The sequence below is a fragment of the Flagellimonas yonaguniensis genome (genome assembly GCF_029193885.1).
GTDB lineage: Bacteria > Bacteroidota > Bacteroidia > Flavobacteriales > Flavobacteriaceae > Flagellimonas > Flagellimonas yonaguniensis.
Map to the genome: position 1 here is coordinate 245,552 of NZ_JARFVB010000003.1, position 19,030 is coordinate 264,581.

Genomic DNA, 19,030 nt, shown 5'->3' on the forward strand with positions numbered 1-19,030 from the left:
TCAATATTAAAGAATTAAACTTATATGTGGACAAAAGTTATCGGAAACCTTGAAAATATTGTGGATCAAGCCAGACCTGAATCAATCATTAAAAGACTTTTCCCAATGCATTGCTCACTTTTAGCCATCCCGACTCATCCTCACGAAGTTTTGATCGCTCTTGTTCCATATGTACAAATCTTCCTGTGGTTCCCGTTGCTGGAACACTGCAGGGGGATGCGGAACCATTAATGTATCTTCCTTGTGTATTATCAAAAGCAGCGTAACGCGTCCAATTGATATCTATGTGCGGAATTTTGAAGGTCAGCGTATTATCCTCTTCATACAAAGCATCCCGTAGCTCAGCAACGTAATCCTTGGCCGGGGTTTTATCGGTTCCATTACTTAAAATCACATAGGGGTCCGTTGATTCTTTGCCAAATCCATGCAGTTGCACAAAAACACTGTTCGGCAAAGCATCATAAAGGTTTTCCGTTGTTACTTGTAACATTGAATTTACGTTATGGGGCATATCCGATATCCTGTATGCCCCAAAATATGAACTACAAGATTTAGTGGTACCATCACAGGAAGATGGTTCATCAGTATCACAACGATGGGCTCCACTCAGAAAAAGCGCTTTGCCTACATTTCTCCTAAACACGTAAGCTGCCTGGTAGCCGGTTTTCTGATCGTGAAGCACGTGCGGTGCTGCCAATACCAAATTTTCCCTTTTTGGGGTTTTGCTAAACACGTAGGTACCCCAATAATTAGATTGGACATTATACTCTTTTAAAATATAGTATACTTGGTTGGGAGTGGAGTATGTATCCGTAAATTCCACAATTTGGTAGTTCATATATACAGCCTCATCTACCGCTGCGGTAATATTCTCATCCAAAATCGCATCGATGATACCACCCCATCGGTCCAAATCATTTTCCGAAGGAACTCTGTATTTATTGGCCGAAATACCTGGAACCATATCCAATAGATTGCCCAAATATTCCTCCAAATTACCTGAAGCGTATTGTAATTCAGCCTTAAGTGGATCTAAAGTATTCACATTGACCGGAGAGCTCAACTCTGAAGAATTACCCGCAGCATCAGTTGCCAATACTTGATATGTATAGTTGGTTCCCGGGACAAGACCTTCCAAATAGTAGGAGGCCTTGCCCGATCCAACCAAATACTCGTTGTCTTGGTACAACGAATAATTTTTCACTTTTACATTGTCAGTCGCGGGGTCCCAGAATAAATACAAGGAGGTTTGGGTAACATCTTCAGCCACTAGACCAGATGGTTTTGTAGGTGCTTCCGTATCGACAATCGTGGTTTCTTCATTATCATTGTCGGATGTGCACGACAATACCACAAATACCAGCATGACACTCCAAAAAAGTATTTCAGCATGAACAATACATTTTCTTTTTACAATTGTATCCATAGTTGTTCTTTTTTTGATTTTAATCATGTTACGTAGGTTTTTGGATTCAATCTTCTGCTTCGTAAACAATAATATTGTCCAAATCAAAAGACTCTGCTGTTGCCCCAGATTGTATTTGAATAATCAATTGATAGGAGCGAACTCCTTTTTGGTATCCACTATTGACTTCGAACCACTGTCCTGCTACTGCTTCAATGTCATCGTCATAAATATTGATGAGTTCCAGAACCTCATCACCATTATCGGTTGTGATGTTCGCATAGGCATGGATTCCATCCAGTTCTTCCCAACTGGAATCGTTGAAAAAGACCTCAAAGGAAATACCTGAATTGTTCTGTCCTTCTGGCACCTCTACTGTATCGAATGTGATTCTAATGGCCCCGTCCGCATCTTCCGAATGGAATCCCTGCACTCCATCTGGGTATGCTTCATAATTTTCAAATAGGGACATGACACCTATACGCTCTGCAGAAAACCCCAGACTACTGGTACTTATATTGTTTATGGCCACATATTCCGAGTTGAAACCAAGCTCGTTATCAGCTTCTGTTCCTTTTGCCACATAGTCCACATAGGGCGGAGCATCGCCGTTAATGAGATCCAGGGTCTCATCGTTAGCCCCATTTCTATCGTAGGTATCTTCTTCCCCACCTACCAAAAGCTCTTCAAATGAGGTTCCACGTATTTTTTTGCCCTGAGGTTGAAAGAAACCCAGTGAAAACTCCATGGCATTATTATGTTCCACTTCCTTCAGACGTTCTGTGGTTTGCCCTCCTTGATTGAAATTGTTGTAATCATAATCAGGCGACATACCATTAAACGTTCCGGTAGGTGTGGTTACAATGGCCACAAACGTAATCCTGTCAGTCAAATCGATCTGATCCTCCGTAACCCCCAATGCTTCAAGAACTTTACCAATGTTCAACTCCAAGGTGTGTGGGAAACTGGTTATCTCCACCAAATTTTCAGCTATGGCTTCTCCATCTTCATACATAGCATTCAACGTATAACTGGTTGCATTTTTATTGGGATCTTGCAAGGTTGCGGTAAAGACCTCGGTATCCAATTTTAATATATTAAAGCTAAGATTCGGAACTTCAGAAAATTTGACATAGCCTCCTCTAAAGGTTATGTCCTCCAAAGTATTGTTCTCATGTGCACAACCCACAAGCAATGTAAGTACCAAAATCAAATGTTTTATTCCTTTCATAAAGCCTTGTTTTCCTAATTATTTAATGAATCCCTCAGGGTTATTATCCCAAAAGACTCTTTCGGTATTCCTTTTTTGCGTCAAGGAAGAATTGATTTCCACTGCATTGGACGAATACGGGAAGCTCCTGGGAAATGCCGGATTATCATTATCTATGGGCACTTGTATATTGGAAGGGTATCCAGTTCTCCGGTATGCGTTATAGGCTTCCGTTGAATTTCCGAAAGCGGCCAAATAATACTCCGTGATGATAATATCGAGTTTTTGCTCATCCGTGGCAACGTTGTTGTAATTGAAGAGCACCTCATTCATATAGGCTTCCACATCTTCGGAAGTGGCCTCGTATTCCGAGTCTACATTGCCAAAATCCAACACCTTGTCCATTGAAGCTTGAATGGCTTCCTCAAGCAATATTTCGGGGTTGTCATTGGTGCCGAGCATTAGGGCCGCCTCTGCCCTTAGAAATTTCACAAAAGATGTTGTGAGCAAAGGCAATATTCCTGCTCCATCCAAATGTGTGGAGGTATCGGGCGCTCCATTAAACTGATCTTCATCAAAAGTACCTCCGCCCGGGTACAGCCCATAAACGGTCCTTTCTTCATTATCACCATAACCCGTTCTATTTTCGCCATGATCCAATCCTCTGTAAAAATCACCTATATAGCAATAATCCACATTGGACTCTTGCGGGCAAGTCGAATAAGGTGGTATACCAAATGGGTTTGAATCGGATTGGCGATACAGGTAGTAACGCAGTCTTGGATCGCGTATATTTTTGTAATCCTTGAGCATGAACATAAAATAATTGCCCATATACTGCCCAAAACCACTTACATATCCTCGTTGAAAGTAACGGTGTCGGCTTTCGGGTTCCTCAATCGTGGCATAGGTGTATTGAAAATCCTCACTTTCCTTATCAATCAAATTCTTTTCCAATAACGCATTGATCTCTAGAACGGGGTCGGAAACACCGATTTCAGAGCTGGCCAACCTTGTTTGCACCAAAATTTTAAGTTTAAGGGAATTGGCAAATGCAATCCATTTATCCTTATCGCTTCCGTAAAACAAATCTGTGGAAAAATTGAAGGTAGATGCTTCTATATCCTCAATGGCTTGATCGATGTCCTCCAGCACCAGCTGATAAATCTCTGGTCCGCTGTCCAAACCTGGATTTGGGTATTCCGATGGTATCGCAGCTTCGGAATAGGGTATTGCCCCCAAATAATCCACCATGGTTACAGTAAGGTAGCCCATCAACAATTTATTAATGGCATTGTGAAAGAGCAGGGTTTCGTCATTCTCTGCCAAAGCTTCAATTGTTTTGGAATTGTTCAATGCTTCATAGTAACTTTCCCATTCGCCATCCAAAACACTGACCGAAACCACATCGGCGTAGGTATCGGTCATAGCTTCATACCGCATCACATCATCCGTATTCAATATCATACGTGCCATAACAGACTGAAATAGGTACTGTATTTCATTGAGAAGGTATTCTGGATCTGCGCTTTCTGGGGTCAGATAGTTTGGATTGTCCTGCAGGTCAAAGTCGGAAACCTCGCAACCCAACAACACTACCGACATCAACGCCACTGTTTTAAAATGTTTCATGATTCTCTGCATGATGTTTGTTTTAAGCTTGAGTTAAAATGTTACCGATACGCTAAAGGCAAACCGTTTAGTGGAGGGTACCGTGCTATCGCCTTCCAGCCCATCACTCTCAGGGTCATAGTTCACATATTTGGGAAAATTGGGGGCTACGTACCATAGGTTTCTACCCGATAGGGTAAAATCCATTCGCTTGAACGGAAGCCTGTCCACTTTCTCAGGTTTTAGCGTGTACCCCACGGCGACTTCCCTTATTCGAAAAATGGAGGTATCCCACATGGCCAGGTCGTTGGCATTATAATAGTTGGAATAGCCTATCCTACCACCATTCAACTGGATGGAATTGGGGATTTGGTCTCCGTTACCATCCAACAAGGGGGCTCCAGTAACGTCATCCGCCAAAAAGCCTGGGATTACAAAAGAGCCTTCCCTATCCTCGGTTTCCTTGGCAACCCCACGTTCCAACATATTCTTCACTGCGTAGGAGTAAATCTCCCCTCCATGACGGTATTCTAACTGGGCGCTGAACGTGAGGTTTTTGATTCCGAAACTATTTATGGAGGTAAGTCTCCAATCTGGGTTGGGGTCTCCAATGACTTTGGTTTCCAACCCCACATCGCTACTGGTAATTACCTCTCCCACCCGAGTTGCCGAGCCGTTTCCGCTAATAAGCAGGTTTCCATCTTCATCACGCAAGGCATAGTCACCTTTTATTACTCCAAAAGGTTCTCCTTCCACGGCAAACCTGTCTTCTTGGATATTGATATCGGCTCCCGTTGGAGTGGTTTCCCTAACAACGGATTCATTGGCCGTGAGTATGTTTCTAAAGTTCCATCTAAATTTGTCTCCCCGAAAAATATCAACACCCAGATCCACCTCTATTCCTTCACTATCTATTTGTCCCAAGTTGATGTACTGATCATCATATCCCGTAGCGGGTGCAACTGGGGCCTGTACAATCTGATCTTCCGAAACCCGCTGGTACACGGAGGCTTCCAACGTAACCCGATTATGAAAAAGCTTGGTTTCAATACCCAATTCCAGTTCCTTGTGCAGTTCTGGTTTTAGATTCAGATTGGCATATCGGGTACTGTACCGATTGGTCACGGGATAAGTACCATCCGGTGCCGCAAACCTTAAAGGGTCAATAATCAACGTACTCCGTGTTCTATAGGGCAAGGGGTAACCCGAAGAAGTGGCATACGCCCCTCTCAGCTTTAGATAATTGAGGGTGTTTCCTCCAAAATTGAATGCGGAAGTCGGAATGAACGATATGGATCCTCCCGGATAGAAAAGAGATCGATTGTCTCGTTCCACAGTACTTCCCCAATCATTACGACCTGAAAGGGTTGTGTACAGGTAATTTTTAAAAGCGAACTGAAATTGACCAAAGGCTCCCGCCAAATTTTCATCGGTACTGGTATAACTGGATTCAGTTGCCGTAAAATTGCTGGGCCGCAGGAAACCGTATACGATTTGCCCATCTGAATTGGAAGAATTACCGGCATATCGTGTGATTTGGCTATTGACCCCTAATTGAGCCTCAAGATTAAGATTCTTGAACACATCCTTTTTAAAACCCAAAATCAATGTTTGGTTGACGACAACTTCTTTACTATCCCCCAAGTTTAAATACCCTATCCTATAGCTATCATCTTCCTCTCCTCCTTTGTTGGAATAGTCAAAACCTGTGTAACTTTCACTGTCAAAACCTGCTCGATAAGTTAGGTTGAAAGCATTGGAAAGCTGATAGTCGGCGGTAACATTGCCAAATACCCGGACTTTATCATCATAATTACCTGAATTATGAAGCATCCACAAAGGGTTGGTACTGTTCCTATAGTAAACGGACTCCCCCGTTAAAGGATTCTGATAGGGCAATTCCGTGAGATCGATCCAACGAGGTATATAAAAAATCCGATTGAATATGTCTTCATCATTGATCAGGTTTATCTTTCTGGTGGAATATCCGATGTTCGCGGAGATATTCAGTTTTTCTCCAAGACGGGCCCTACCTCCCAAACTTAAATTAAAGCGCTTTAGATCATTGTGATCGATTATTCCCGATTCATCGGTATATCCTGTTGAAAGATTGAACCCCACATTTTCTTTGGAAGTGGCAAACGTAAAGGAGTGATTGGTTCCGATGCCCATCCTGAAAATATTCCTTACATTATTTGGTTTGGCCTCTATCTGAATCATTTTATCGGCGTATTCGGGAAAAACATCCCCTAACTGCGCATAGGGATGAAGCACTTCATCCATCTCAGAAAATGCCGGGCCGAAGTTGGAATAAATGGTCGAGCCAAATTGAACACCTTCCAGTCCATTGGAGTAGGTGTTCTGAAATTCAGGTAATTGGGAAACGGTGTTGGTATAGACCGTTGTTGAATATGTTGCGGTAGTACGTGCTTTTCCAATAGTTGCAGAACCGCTCTTGGTTTGGATAAGGATCACACCATTCCGCCCCTCACTACCATACAGCACGGCAGCATTGAATCCTTTCAACACACTGATACTGGCAATGTCATTGGGGTCTAAATCCCTTAAAAGACCATTGAAAGGCACATCGTTGACCACAATCAAGGGAGCGTTTGATCCTGTAATCGAAATATTTCCTCTAATTCGAATAGTGGATGATGATCCCGTCTGTCCATCGGCCGGGGTAATTGCCACCCCAGCCACCTTACCTTGTAGTGTCCGTGCCAAATCTGCCTCTGGACGTTTTTCCACTTCTTCGGGACTTACATTGGCAATCGCATATCCCAAGGCTTTTTTGGATTTTTTGATTCCTTGTGCGGTAACCACCACTTCCTGTAAAAGTTCGGTATTCTCCTCCAAGACGACATCAATGGCATTTTGTTGTCCGACTTGCACCTCTTCGGTCTTATAGCCTACATAGCTGAATTGTAAGGTTTCATAACCTTCTTGAAGGGAAATTACATAGTTGCCGTCAAAATCCGTTATGGTCCCTACGGATGTACCTTTTAATATTACGCTCGCTCCTGGTAAAGGTCCAGTTGCATCACTCACATTACCTGTGATTTGTCTTTGTGCATTTATGGCAAAGGAAAGCATCAAAAGGAAACACAAGCATATTAATTGGTTCTTATGCATAAGCAAGTTGGTTTAAATTAGGGGTTGGAAATGTTGTTCTCCTATAGGGCACATCTATTGGGGCAACCGCTTCAAAAGAGCTTTTTAGAATGATTGAACCTCCAATGAGACACAGGTCTTCAATCCATGATACCGAAGCTATCAACTCTTCCGAAATACGTACAGCATTTGGAATATGGCCACGTGAAGACAACAAAGTTCTGTTGGTACGATTTGGGAATTGCATGCTTAACTTTTATGTTAAAAAACTGGAAATTAAAAGATAATCCGCTACCTTCCGCATACCAATCTTATCGGATATAGCATACCAATTATGCATTTTAACTTAAAAGGCCTTCTAATAAGGAATGGGTTTTTTTTGGATGCAAATCGGCCTCAAATCTATATCAACCTCTATACGGCGTTCAAAAAAGCTATCTTGAACCGATCTCTTGAAACCGGTTCCAAACTGCCGCCCTCCCGGGTATTGGCAAACGATTTGGGTATTTCCAGAAGTACTGTTTTAAAAGCAATAGACCTCCTTTTGGTGGAAAATTATGTTGTTTCCAAAAAAGGATCTGGCTACTATGTGTGCCCACCTCAGGATAAAAAGATCAAACTCAACTTCTCTGCTATCGAAAAAAAGGGTGGTTACCCCACCCTCTCCAAAAAAGGAAGGGCGTTTGGCAACAATGCCAAATGGATGGTAGAGGATAACAATACAGGTGTGGCCTTTAGGCCAGGTCTTCCCCCTTTGGACATTTTCCCTGTTCAGATATGGAAAAAACTGATTGATGAATACTGGAAACACACTACTCCATCGGAATTGTCCTATTGCAATACAATCGGGCTGCAATGCCTTCGTGAAAATCTATCCCACTACCTGAGGGTCTATCGTGACATTCATTGCCATCCCGATCAAATCATCATTACAACAGGATCCCTGCATTCCCTTTATTTGGTTGCCAATGTTCTATTGGAACAAAATGATGAGGTCATCGTGGAAGACCCCACCTACCCCATGGCACACAACCTGTTCAAAAGTCTTGGAGCGTCTATTTGTACTGCACAGGTTGATGCGGAAGGACTCAATTTGAGCACCATTTGCTGTCAACATCCCAAATTTGTGTACACTACACCATCATGCCAGTATCCTTTGGGCATTAAAATGAGCATGAAAAGACGCAGGGACGTATTGAAATGGGCCGCCCAAAAAGAAACCTATGTCATTGAGGACGATTACAACCATGAATTCAGTAATTGGGAAAAGCCACTTGGATCTTTATATGGCATGGCCCCCCAACAGCGAGTGATTTACTTGGGCACGTTCAACAAACTGATACATCCATCACTACGGTTGGGCTACATGATTGTTCCAGATCAGCTTATGGACGCCGTTATCGGACTGTACAAACAATCCAGTAGATTTGCATCCAGAGAAAATCAAAAGGCAATGAGCACCTTTATTGAAAAGGATTACTTGAACAAGCATTTGAGAAGGGTAATCGACACGGCAACAGAAAGAAAGGAGGTTTTTGTCCACCATTTCAACACCGTACTGGGCGATAGCTTTTCGTTGGACCACAACAGTCTTGGACTCCACCTGATTGCTCACAACAAGCTCAACACTACCGATACATTTGTGGAACAAAAACTCCTACAGCACAACATTCGGGTGCACGCCTTGAGCAAATACCACATAGGCCCCAATAGTGCCAATGGCATGGTCATGGGGTTTTGCTCCGTAAATCCAAAACAGATAAAGGAGACCATCCAAAATATGGGCAATGTAATTGAGCAGCTAAAAATCTGAATCCCGTGAAAACAATGTGTTATTCCCTATCCAACGAATCCAGTACCCGTTGCGCTTCCTTCAATTCCAACTTTAGTCTTTGGTTCTCCAAAATGTATTGTTCTTCCAACTGATTCATTTTGCGTTCAAATTCGTCGGCGGGAACATACTCGGGTTCCAAAAGTGTTTCTTTGAAAATACTGATCAACGTAAACAAAAAACTTACTGCAACCGCTACTATCAATCCCACGAGCATCAGTTTTTCGCGTTTTAGATCAGAGGTGTTCCGTTTCAGTTGCTTTTTTTCCTCCTTGGTCAGTTTTGGGGTTCCCGATAACTGGTCCAGAAATGTATCCCACTTCTCCTCTTCCTTTACATAAAGGTTCATAAAGCCGCCCTCGTCGCACAAAAAATCCTGTGTGCTCGGCGTGGAGGCCACCATAAAGACATCCAAGCCATTCCCTCCCATTACATCCAATAGGCTGGTGTCATAAGCTAAAATCTCCTGAACCAATTTCTGGACATATTCCAAGCTGTAATTGGGTCGCAAAAACTCATCGTAAAGGGTTTGGATTTGAAAATAATCACTTCGGTCCAAAGCATATTCCAAAAAACGATCTTTTAATTCGGCCTTAAAAAATTCACTCATTTTTCAGAATGGGCGGTTATTGGTTGGTCTTTTAATCATTTTGGCTAAATGTAAAGAATTGGGACGGTAAGGCACTCTATGTCAAGGTAAAGAATTCATGAACTTTTTTTTAGGGATATTAAATTCTAGATAGATGAAACATGGAACTGGATACACTATACAATTTCGGCACTCAAACCAGCTTGCAACAGTTTGCTGCATTTAGGCTTCAGGAAAGAATACTCCCCTGTTTTCACTGTACATTTTCCTTTGTAATGCACAATCAGGGAGCATTGTTCGGCCTGTTCGGGAGTATGTTCACAAACCTTGATAAGAGTTTCTATAACGTAATCAAAAGTATTGACATCGTCATTAAAAAGAACTATTTCATGTTCATTGGTGGTCTCTTCCTCCAGAAGAACATCTTCCAACTCTTTTTCTCTAGTACTCATATCAAATGGAGTTTACTTCTTTCTAATTTACATATTTTGCCGCAACCCAACTGTTCTTCTCCAGATTTTTTTCAAATTCCAAACCGTAGGCACCACATTTTGAAGAAATTGCATCCAAATCCTCCAAATAGAAGCCACTTAAAAAAAGTGTCCCGCCCTTTTTGAGACAATCCACGTAAACGGGAATGTCCTCCAATAAGATATTTCGGTTGATATTGGCCAAGATGACATCAAACTTTTTGTCATTCAACAAACTACTGTCCCCTTGAAAAGCTTTGATGTCCGAACAATCATTACGCTCCACATTTTCCTGGGTATTCAGAAAACACCATTCATCAATATCGATGGCCTCTGTATCCCCGGCTCCCCGCTTTTTGGCCAAAATGGCCAAAACACCAGTTCCACAACCCATATCCAAGACCGACTTTCCGTCGAAATCATGGTCCAGAATATGCTGTAGCATCATGTGGGTGGTTTCGTGGTGGCCTGTTCCAAAACTCATTTTGGGTTCTATCACAATATCATAATCCACCTCAACAGCTTCATGAAACGGGGCTCGGACCATACATTTATCATCTACAATTATGGGATGAAAGTTCTTCTCCCATTCGGCGTTCCAGTTCTGCTGTTCAATTTCCTTACTGGTCCAACTGATTTCAAAGTTTGGGTTCTGAAACACAAAAAGATCCTCCAATACATCATCCCGCCACTCGGATTTAAGAATATAGGCCAAAAGTCCTGTTTCATTTTCCACAAAACTTTCAAAACCCAATTCCCCCAACTCTGCAATCAAAATATCTGTTGCAGGTTGGAGCGGGTTTATTTTAAAATCGTATTCGAGGTAAACCAATGACATTGTTCAAATCGCCTTGATAATATCCGTGAAATCTCCTGCCTTCAATGAAGCACCTCCGATCAACCCTCCATCCACATCGGGCTTGGAAAAAATCTCTGCGGCGTTGGCAGGTTTAACACTTCCTCCATACAAAATGGAAACATCCTCGGCAATGGAGGCATTGAATCCGTCCGCAATGGTTTTTCTGATGAACGCGTGCATTTCCTGTGCTTGCTCTGGACTGGCAGTCTCCCCTGTTCCAATGGCCCAAACAGGCTCGTAGGCCAGGACAATCTTGCTCCAAGCACTGGCGTCAAGGTCAAACAAGGCATTCTTCAACTGGCTTTCCACTACGGCAAAGTGGTTGTCGGATTTTCTATCTTCCAATTCTTCACCAAAACAGAAAATCACTTTTAGATTCTTTTCGATGGCAGTTTTTACCTTTTTGGCCAATAATTCATCATCTTCGCCGAAGTAGGCACGTCTTTCAGAGTGACCTAGGATGACAACATCCACACCCAAGCTAAGCAACATATCAGCTGAAATCTCACCTGTGTAGGCTCCGCTTTCGGCAAAGTGCATATTTTGTGCTGCAACTTGTATTTTTGAATCTTGCAACGCTTGCTTTGCCGCTTGAAGGTTTACAAACGTTGGCGCTACAATTACATCGGCATCGGTATCGGGTAGTTTGGCGGAAAGCTCGGCCAACAATCCCTCTGTTTCCTGAAGGTCCTTGTTCATCTTCCAGTTTCCTGCTACGATCTTTGTTCTCATGTTATTTGCTGTTATGTTATACTGTTTGGTGTTTCCCTTTTACTGTTCTATATTTCAATATAATTTAGAACCCAAGTTCATCAAAATCGTTGTAATGCACCTTTTGCTGAATGGTTCCCTTGCTGAGCACTAAAATAGCTGGATTGGAACGTACAATAGTCTTCAAAGTTGTTTCATCTGTAAAATAGAACTCAAAATCCAGTCCGTAGGAATCGATGATCTTATTCGCCATATCGCTGCTCGAAGCGGACATACCAATGACTTTGTAGCCATTTTGTTTTGCCTTGGCAGTTACCTCGGCAACTTCCTCAAAAGCTTCAAGATTACTTTTTGTCATATCGTACGCGATGACCATTACCAATTTATCCTCTTCCAGTAGTTCGGCAGCATAATCCTGTCCTTCTTGCTCTATGGTGAAATCGTGTATGGGCGGTTCGTATCCTGCTTGTATTTGAGTGGTTTCCACATCCACAAATTCTCCATCAACCGTGGGATAATCACCTTCGGTCACATAAACTTGTTCTTCCCCATCCACCTTAAAACGCCACGCATACTCATAAATGGGTTTCGGGGCATCTTCGGGCACGGACATCCCTTCCTGAATGTTGGCACCAATTTTATAGGGCCTAAAATCCACCGAAGGCAAATGGGCCAATACGTGATTGGCAAACAAAATACACGCCAGCAACGCCACTCCTCCAACAATCCAGTTGGTTTTTGGACTGAACAGAGGCGTGATATATTTTTTGCCGAAAAACAGTATCAGAATAAATACCAGCAGAATCACATCTTTGGTAAAGGATTCCCACGGTGTCAGTTTGATGGCATCTCCAAAACATCCACAATCGGTCACTTTATTGAAATAGGCAGAATAAAAAGTCAAGAAAGTGAAGAATACAATCATAAGCAGAAGGCTCCAAACCGTAAACTTGGGTTTAAACCCTATCAAAAGCAAAACACCTAAAATTACCTCAACAATGACCACAAAAATAGAAATGGCCAATGCAAGTGGAGTTAAAAAAGGAAGGTCCAATACCCCTGGGCTAAAATATTCTTCCAGTTTAAAGGAAAAACCCATGGGGTCATTCAATTTTATCAGTCCACTGATGATGAACAACACTCCAACAATAATTCTGGATATCCAGACCAAATATTTCATATTTTACTATAATAAATTTCCAATCCTAAAAAGCCAAAATCCAATTTTTCTTTGATCAAACCCTCTTCAAAATTGATGATAATATCTTTCTTAATTCTACAGATTCTTCGATTAAACTTTCAGCAAAATCACTATTCGGGTTAGCATCTTTCAATAGACGCAGCCAATAACCAGATTCTTTTGCCTCTTTTCTTGCAATTTTTATCCGAAACTGAAAATCTTTATTTCCCAGTTTTCATTTGCTTCAATATAATTTGCTCCTACAGACCCGGAGGACCGAACCAATTGTTTTCCATCCTCAATGTTGAGGACAGAAACTTTCAATGATTTGACATACTTTCTGCAATTCTTCGCAAAATTGAATGTTCTTTCCTCTAAATCATACTTCTTTTCCAAATTAAATTCGTTGTGATTTGGGTTTTATCATTTGGAGTTTGCGTCTAAATGTATAAGCGCGAAAACCGCATAATTAACCATATCCTGATAGTTGGCATCCACACCTTCGCTCACCAAGGTAGTCCCTTGGTTGTTCTCAATCTGTTTTACCCGCAGCAACTTTTGCAAAATCAAATCTGTAAGTGAGCTGACCCGCATATCGCGCCAAGCCTCCCCATAATCGTGGTTTTTGTCCTCCATCAATCTTTTGGTAATGGCAACTTGCTCATCATAAAGTGCTATGGCCTCCTCGGCTGTCAGGTCTGGCTGTTCCACCACTCCTTTTTTAATCTGAATCAGTGCCATAATGGAATAATTGATGATTCCGATAAACTCGGAACGCTCATCTTCGTCCACTTTTCGCACATCGTTCTGTTGAAGGCCACGAATGCGCTGTGCCTTGATAAAAATCTGATCCGTTAAAGAGGGTAACCTAAGGATTCGCCAAGCAGTGCCATAATCCTTGGCCTTTTTTGAAAACAATTCACGACAGGTTTGTATCACCGCATCGTATTGTTGGGAAGTCTGCTGCATGTATTGTTGCTAATTTGCGTAAATTTCGTCCAACTTATCTGTGCCCAAAAGCACTTTGCCAAAGATAATGAAACCCAACAAAGCATATATTTTTTATGACCATAAACTGTAAAGGCAATCTTGTAGACTTAAAAAAAACCAAAGTCATGGGCATCCTCAACCTTACCCCCGACTCTTTTTTTGATGGCGGAAAGTATAAGGACGAAGCTTCCATCCTTGGTCAAGTTGAATTTATGCTCAACCATGGGGCCACTTTTATAGATATGGGTGCTTACAGCTCCCGACCAGGTGCAGAACACGTCCCAGAAGATGAAGAGTTGAAACGGATGGTTCCCGTTATCGATCTTATCCTTAAAAAGTTTCCTGATACTTTGATTTCCGTGGACACCTTTCGAAGTAAAGTAGCATCCGAAAGTATTGAACACGGTGCGGCCATCATCAACGATATTGCAGCAGGAAATCTGGACGAAGCCATGTTTGCCACGGTGGCCAAATATCAAGTACCATACATTATGATGCACATGAAAGGCACTCCACAGTCCATGCAGAAAGAAGCGACTTATGACAACTTGGTCAACGACATCAGATATTATTTTTCAGAGAAAGTGAAAGAGGCCACTTCAAAAAAAATCAACGACATCATTATAGATCCCGGTTTTGGCTTTGCGAAGACAACGGGACAAAACTACACGCTCTTGAACCATTTGGACATGTTCCAAACGTTTGGTTTGCCCATTTTGATAGGCTTGAGCAGAAAGTCCATGATATACAAAGTGCTGGAATCATCCCCAAAAGAAGCCTTGAACGGCACAACGGCCCTACACACCATTGCGCTCCTAAGAGGCGCCAACATTATTCGGGCGCATGATGTAAAAGAAGCTTCAGAATGTGTTAAACTTGTAGAGACCTTAAAAGAGCATGCCCTCTAATTCGAGGTTCTCCTATTTTTGCTAATTTTACAAAAACGCTGCGGTTGGATTTTTTAAATTTTCTAGAGTTCAAGATTACGGATGTCATCGACATAGTCCTTGTGGCCGCACTCCTGTATTACATTTACAAGCTCGTCAAAGGCACGGTGGCCATCAATATTTTTATCGGCATTGTGATTGTTTGGGCCCTTTGGAAACTTACCGAGTTGCTCCAAATGAAAATGATAAGTAGCATGGTCGGTGGTTTCATGAACATTGGTCTGATTGCCTTGATTATTGTATTCCAGCAAGAGATTCGAAAATTTTTATTGATGATCGGATCCACCAACTTCGCTTCCAAGCGCAACATTTTCAAACATTTCAAATTCTTAAGGCAAGAAGCCATTTCCACCAGTACCGATGTTGAAGCCATCATTGGGGCCTGTGAGCGCATGGGCACTTCCAAAACCGGGGCATTGATCGTTATCGAACGTAACAATTCCATGGATTTTGTAAAATCCACCGGGGATGCCATGAACATTAAAGTGACCCAGCCCATTTTAGAAAGTATTTTCTTCAAGAACAGTCCACTGCACGATGGCGCCATCGTGATTCAGGATAATTTCATCACAGCTACTAGAGTGATTCTACCTGTTTCCAACGACCGTAACATTCCTCTCCGCTTCGGGTTACGACATAGAGCAGCTGTGGGAATCACAGAAAAAACCGATGCATTGTGCTTGGTGGTCAGTGAGGAAACAGGGTCTATATCCTACATAAAAAATGGGGACTTTATTCCTTTTAAAAATAGGGAGGAATTGGTAAAACGCATTAAAAAGGACCTAGAGCAATGATCTGTAAAAATTGTGAAGCAAGACTACGAACGGATTTTCTTTATTGTCCAGCTTGTGGAGCAAAAGTGATTCGCAACAGAATTACCATTAAGAATCTTTGGGTGGATGTCCTGGAACGATATTTTAATTTGGACAATTCGTTCATCAAGACCATTATTCATTTAACTACAAAACCAGAAGTGGTCATTGAAGGGTATCTGCAAGGGCTTCGAAGAAAATACCTAAACCCCATAAGTTATATCGGTATAGCGTTGACACTTTCCGGATTGATTGTTTTCATAATGTCCAAATCATTGGACTCTATGAATTTTGATTTGTTGGACACTGGAACACAAACGGTTTACCAAAAAAAATTAATGTCCTTCACTTTGGATTATCAAGCACTGATATTCATATTTTACATTCCTTTGATGGCCATTTCAGGGTGGTTATGTTTTGATGAAAAGAAATACAATTTTGCGGAACGGACCATTATTTTCACATACACACTCGCCCATTATAGCCTTTTCATTTTTGTTCCCTCGCTAGTGATACTATTGTTTAACCCAGAAATTTACATGTCGTTTTCCATGATCGGCTTTCTGGCAATGTTAGTATATACCGTTTACATTATTGTAAGAATCAGCAACTCCAAAGGTATTTCCCTCATGGCAAGATTACTCTTATTTTTTATGATTTTTGGAATTCTCTTCTTGTTGTCTTCCACACTTGTTCCGATCATTATGCTTTTACTGGGAGAAATAAGCCCGCAAGATTTAATGCCAGCTCCTCCAAAATAATCAAGCCACCTCCTCGGCCAAGAATTGGGCCGTGTACAAATCGTTGTAATAACCACCTTTTTCCAATAGTTCTTTGTGGGTGCCAATTTCAACAATTTTACCAGCATCCATTACAATGATCTTATCAGCCTTTTTGATGGTCGCCAAGCGGTGTGCAATGATAATCGAGGTTCTCCCTTCGGTAATCTTATCCGTAGCTTGTTGGATCAATTGTTCGGAGTAGGTATCCACTGATGACGTGGCCTCATCCAAAATCAAAATGCTAGGATTGCTCACATAGGCGCGCAAGAAAGCGATCAATTGCCTTTGACCACTGGAAAGCATGGTTCCACGTTCCTTTACATTGTATCGGTAACCACCTGGCAAGCTCGAAATAAATTCGTGCACGCCAATCTGCTTTGCAGCTGCTTCGATTTGTTCCGTGGTAATGGATTCATCACGAAGCGAAATATTGTGTGCAATGGTATCGGCAAACAAGAAAACGTCTTGCAACACAATCGCAATGTGCGAACGGAGTGATCGTAATGTGAAATCGTCCAAACACACACCATCCACCAAGATTTTTCCCGAATTGATTTCGTAGAATCGATTGAGCAGGTTGATGATGGTCGATTTTCCTGCCCCCGTGGCACCGACAATGGCAACGGTTTCCCCTGCTTCCACTTGGAACGATATGCCGTGAAGCACCTCTTCATCGGGCACATAGCCAAAATGTACATCCTTGAATTCGATATCTCCTTTTACATCCTTTTTCTCAACTTTTCCACTATCATCAATATGGCTATCGGTATCCAAAATCTTGAACACGCGGTTGGCAGCCACCATCCCCATTTGAAGCGTATTGAACTTATCCGCAATCTGACGAAGTGGTCGGAACAACAAATCCATCAGGAAAAAGAAGGCAACAATGGCACCTTTGTTGTCCATCCCCACATTTTCAATGTTCTGGATCACACCAAAATATACCACCAACCCAATACCTATGGAGTTGGATATTTCCGCTATCGGAAAAAATATGGAGTTGTACCAAACCGTTTTCAACCATGCATTCTGATGCTTTTCGTTGATGACACGGAACTTTTCCTTTTCAATCTCCTCACGGTTGAAGAGTTGAACGATCTTCATTCCTGCAATCCGTTCCTGTACAAAGGAATTAAGATTTGACACTTGGGCCCTCACTTCAACAAAAGCCACTTTCATGGCCTGCTGAAACAATCGCGTAGCGATAAGAATAATTGGCATAATGGCAAATACGATCAATGCCAATTTCCAGTTGATGATCACCATGATAATGGCTGCGGACAACATTTTAAGGGCATCGGCCACGATCATGAAAAAGCCTTGACTGAAAATCTCGCCGATACGCTGCATATCCGCAACCGCCCTTGTGACCAAAACCCCAATGGAGGAATTATCGAAATAGGTCATTTTAAAGCCGGTCATCTTTTCAAAAAGATTTATTCGGATGTCCCTGATGACCGATTCGCCCAATAGGTTCGCATAATAATTGAACAATAACTGGGTGGTTACCTGACCGAACAAAAAGGCCAACATCAACAACACATTGTTGAGCAATTGTCCTGCATCCTTATTTTCCAGGGATTGGTTGATGATTTCCTTGACCAACAACGGTATTCCTATGGCGAATGCTGCAGATAAAATGGCCACGATGGCCACCAACCAAAAGATGCCCATGTAAGGCCTGGTTCGTGAAAAAACACGCTTGAACAGGCGAAAATCAAACGCTTTTCCTACATCATCCTTTTTGCTCATCAAAAATTTCTTTTGGATATGAAACCTTGGTCAAATATAATCCTTTTGCGGGGACAGAGGCTCCTGCTTCTCCCCTATCTTTACTTGCAATAATCCTGTGAATATCCTCGGGGGACATTTTTCCCATACCAACCTCCAACAATGTACCTACCACGGCACGGACCATATTCCGTAAAAATCGGTCGGCAGTGATAGTGAACACCCATTTTTCCTTATCAATTGCCCAAAACGCCTCTCGAACATCACAATTGAATGTTTTCACATCGGTATTGGACTTGGAAAAACATTCAAAATCCCTGTGTTCCAACAACATCTTTGCAGCTTTATTCATGGCGTCCACATCCAAAGGATGCTTCACAAAATGGGCATGATCAAACAAAAAAGGGTCCTTTTCCTTGACCAACCAATACTCGTACGTGCGTTCCACAGCATCAAAACGGGCGTGGGCACCATCGACAACTTTATGGATTCCCTGCACCGCGATATCATCGGGCAAAAAGGCATTCAATCGATATACCAAATCATCAATGTCAGAAATGGCATCAACATCCACATGACCATACATTTGTCTGGCGTGCACCCCTGCATCGGTCCTTCCAGCCCCCACCACTTCCACGGTTTTTCTCAGAAGTGTGGATAGGGCTTTTTGCAAAACCTCTTGCACCGTTATGGCGTTGGGTTGGTTCTGCCATCCGTGGTATGCTTTTCCGAAATAAGAAAATTGGATAAAATATCTCAATGGGATCCCTTACTTTTAAGTCGATAAA

General features: G+C 42.1%; 19 protein-coding genes. 4 read left to right on the forward strand and 15 right to left on the reverse strand.

Features of this window, described 5'->3' with window-relative positions:
* Positions 1-88: 88 nt before the first annotated feature.
* Genes PY092_RS07480 through PY092_RS07500 form a run of 5 tightly spaced genes read right to left on the reverse strand, consistent with a single transcriptional unit; the run spans position 89 to position 7,587 of the window.
* Complete coding sequence (locus PY092_RS07480; protein ID WP_275615227.1) at positions 89-1,426, reverse strand: fibronectin type III domain-containing protein; 1,338 nt, start codon at positions 1,424-1,426, stop codon at positions 89-91.
* A 46-nt stretch (positions 1,427-1,472) separates the two neighbouring features.
* On the reverse strand, positions 1,473-2,636 hold the full coding sequence (locus tag PY092_RS07485) for a hypothetical protein (protein ID WP_275615228.1): 1,164 nt from the start codon (positions 2,634-2,636) through the stop codon (positions 1,473-1,475).
* 18 nt (positions 2,637-2,654) lie between these two features.
* Positions 2,655-4,259: a SusD/RagB family nutrient-binding outer membrane lipoprotein gene (locus tag PY092_RS07490; RefSeq protein ID WP_275615229.1), complete on the reverse strand. Its 1,605-nt coding sequence runs from the start codon at positions 4,257-4,259 to the stop codon at positions 2,655-2,657.
* A gap of 21 nt (positions 4,260-4,280) precedes the next feature.
* Positions 4,281-7,361, reverse strand: a complete 3,081-nt coding sequence (locus PY092_RS07495; RefSeq protein ID WP_275615230.1) for a SusC/RagA family TonB-linked outer membrane protein — start codon at positions 7,359-7,361, stop codon at positions 4,281-4,283.
* The gene (locus PY092_RS07500; protein WP_275615231.1) at positions 7,354-7,587 is read right to left on the reverse strand and encodes a hypothetical protein; all 234 of its coding nucleotides are present in this window, start codon (positions 7,585-7,587) and stop codon (positions 7,354-7,356) included. The genes PY092_RS07495 and PY092_RS07500 overlap by 8 nt, the downstream gene beginning before the upstream one ends.
* 87 nt (positions 7,588-7,674) lie before the next feature.
* Here PY092_RS07500 and pdxR point away from each other — a divergent pair, with 87 nt between their 5' ends.
* Positions 7,675-9,153: a MocR-like pyridoxine biosynthesis transcription factor PdxR gene (gene pdxR, locus PY092_RS07505; protein ID WP_275615232.1), complete on the forward strand. Its 1,479-nt coding sequence runs from the start codon at positions 7,675-7,677 to the stop codon at positions 9,151-9,153.
* A 19-nt stretch (positions 9,154-9,172) separates the two neighbouring features.
* On the opposite strand, the gene PY092_RS07510 is transcribed toward pdxR, so the two are convergent.
* From PY092_RS07510 to PY092_RS07545, 8 genes are all read right to left on the reverse strand, one after another.
* Positions 9,173-9,781: a hypothetical protein gene (locus PY092_RS07510; RefSeq protein WP_275615233.1), complete on the reverse strand. Its 609-nt coding sequence runs from the start codon at positions 9,779-9,781 to the stop codon at positions 9,173-9,175.
* A gap of 155 nt (positions 9,782-9,936) precedes the next feature.
* Positions 9,937-10,212 (reverse strand): ATP-dependent Clp protease adaptor ClpS, encoded by a 276-nt coding sequence (locus tag PY092_RS07515; RefSeq protein WP_127139138.1) that lies wholly within the window; start codon positions 10,210-10,212, stop codon positions 9,937-9,939.
* Between the two features lie 22 nt (positions 10,213-10,234).
* The gene (gene prmA, locus PY092_RS07520; RefSeq protein ID WP_275615234.1) at positions 10,235-11,068 is read right to left on the reverse strand and encodes a 50S ribosomal protein L11 methyltransferase; all 834 of its coding nucleotides are present in this window, start codon (positions 11,066-11,068) and stop codon (positions 10,235-10,237) included.
* 3 nt (positions 11,069-11,071) lie between these two features.
* Positions 11,072-11,821 (reverse strand): triose-phosphate isomerase, encoded by a 750-nt coding sequence (gene tpiA / locus PY092_RS07525; protein ID WP_275615235.1) that lies wholly within the window; start codon positions 11,819-11,821, stop codon positions 11,072-11,074.
* 64 nt (positions 11,822-11,885) lie between these two features.
* Positions 11,886-12,980, reverse strand: coding sequence for a BT_3928 family protein (locus tag PY092_RS07530; RefSeq protein WP_275615236.1), 1,095 nt, complete (start codon positions 12,978-12,980; stop codon positions 11,886-11,888).
* Between the two features lie 55 nt (positions 12,981-13,035).
* Positions 13,036-13,212 carry a four helix bundle protein gene (locus PY092_RS07535; RefSeq protein WP_289623235.1) on the reverse strand — a complete coding sequence of 59 codons (177 nt, stop codon included), beginning with the start codon at positions 13,210-13,212 and terminating at the stop codon, positions 13,036-13,038.
* A complete protein-coding gene (locus tag PY092_RS19665) occupies positions 13,182-13,376 on the reverse strand; it encodes a four helix bundle protein (protein ID WP_313790210.1) in 195 nt (64 codons plus the stop codon). The genes PY092_RS07535 and PY092_RS19665 overlap by 31 nt, the downstream gene beginning before the upstream one ends.
* 27 nt (positions 13,377-13,403) lie before the next feature.
* Positions 13,404-13,949, reverse strand: coding sequence for a DUF1599 domain-containing protein (locus PY092_RS07545; RefSeq protein WP_275615237.1), 546 nt, complete (start codon positions 13,947-13,949; stop codon positions 13,404-13,406).
* 95 nt (positions 13,950-14,044) lie between these two features.
* On the opposite strand from PY092_RS07545, the gene folP reads away from it, so the two are divergent.
* The 3 genes from folP to PY092_RS07560 are packed head-to-tail and all read left to right on the forward strand — an operon-like array spanning position 14,045 to position 16,490.
* Complete coding sequence (gene folP, locus PY092_RS07550; protein WP_275615238.1) at positions 14,045-14,878, forward strand: dihydropteroate synthase; 834 nt, start codon at positions 14,045-14,047, stop codon at positions 14,876-14,878.
* A 44-nt stretch (positions 14,879-14,922) separates the two neighbouring features.
* Positions 14,923-15,711 (forward strand): diadenylate cyclase CdaA, encoded by a 789-nt coding sequence (gene cdaA / locus PY092_RS07555; protein ID WP_275615239.1) that lies wholly within the window; start codon positions 14,923-14,925, stop codon positions 15,709-15,711.
* Positions 15,708-16,490, forward strand: a complete 783-nt coding sequence (locus PY092_RS07560; RefSeq protein ID WP_275615240.1) for a DUF3667 domain-containing protein — start codon at positions 15,708-15,710, stop codon at positions 16,488-16,490. The genes cdaA and PY092_RS07560 overlap by 4 nt, the downstream gene beginning before the upstream one ends.
* Here PY092_RS07560 and PY092_RS07565 read toward each other — a convergent pair whose 3' ends face one another.
* Positions 16,491-18,263 carry an ABC transporter ATP-binding protein gene (locus tag PY092_RS07565; protein ID WP_275615241.1) on the reverse strand — a complete coding sequence of 591 codons (1,773 nt, stop codon included), beginning with the start codon at positions 18,261-18,263 and terminating at the stop codon, positions 16,491-16,493.
* Positions 18,247-19,002, reverse strand: a complete 756-nt coding sequence (gene truA, locus PY092_RS07570) for a tRNA pseudouridine(38-40) synthase TruA (protein WP_275615242.1) — start codon at positions 19,000-19,002, stop codon at positions 18,247-18,249. Before truA ends, PY092_RS07565 begins: the two co-directional genes overlap by 17 nt.
* Positions 19,003-19,030 lie beyond the last annotated feature (28 nt).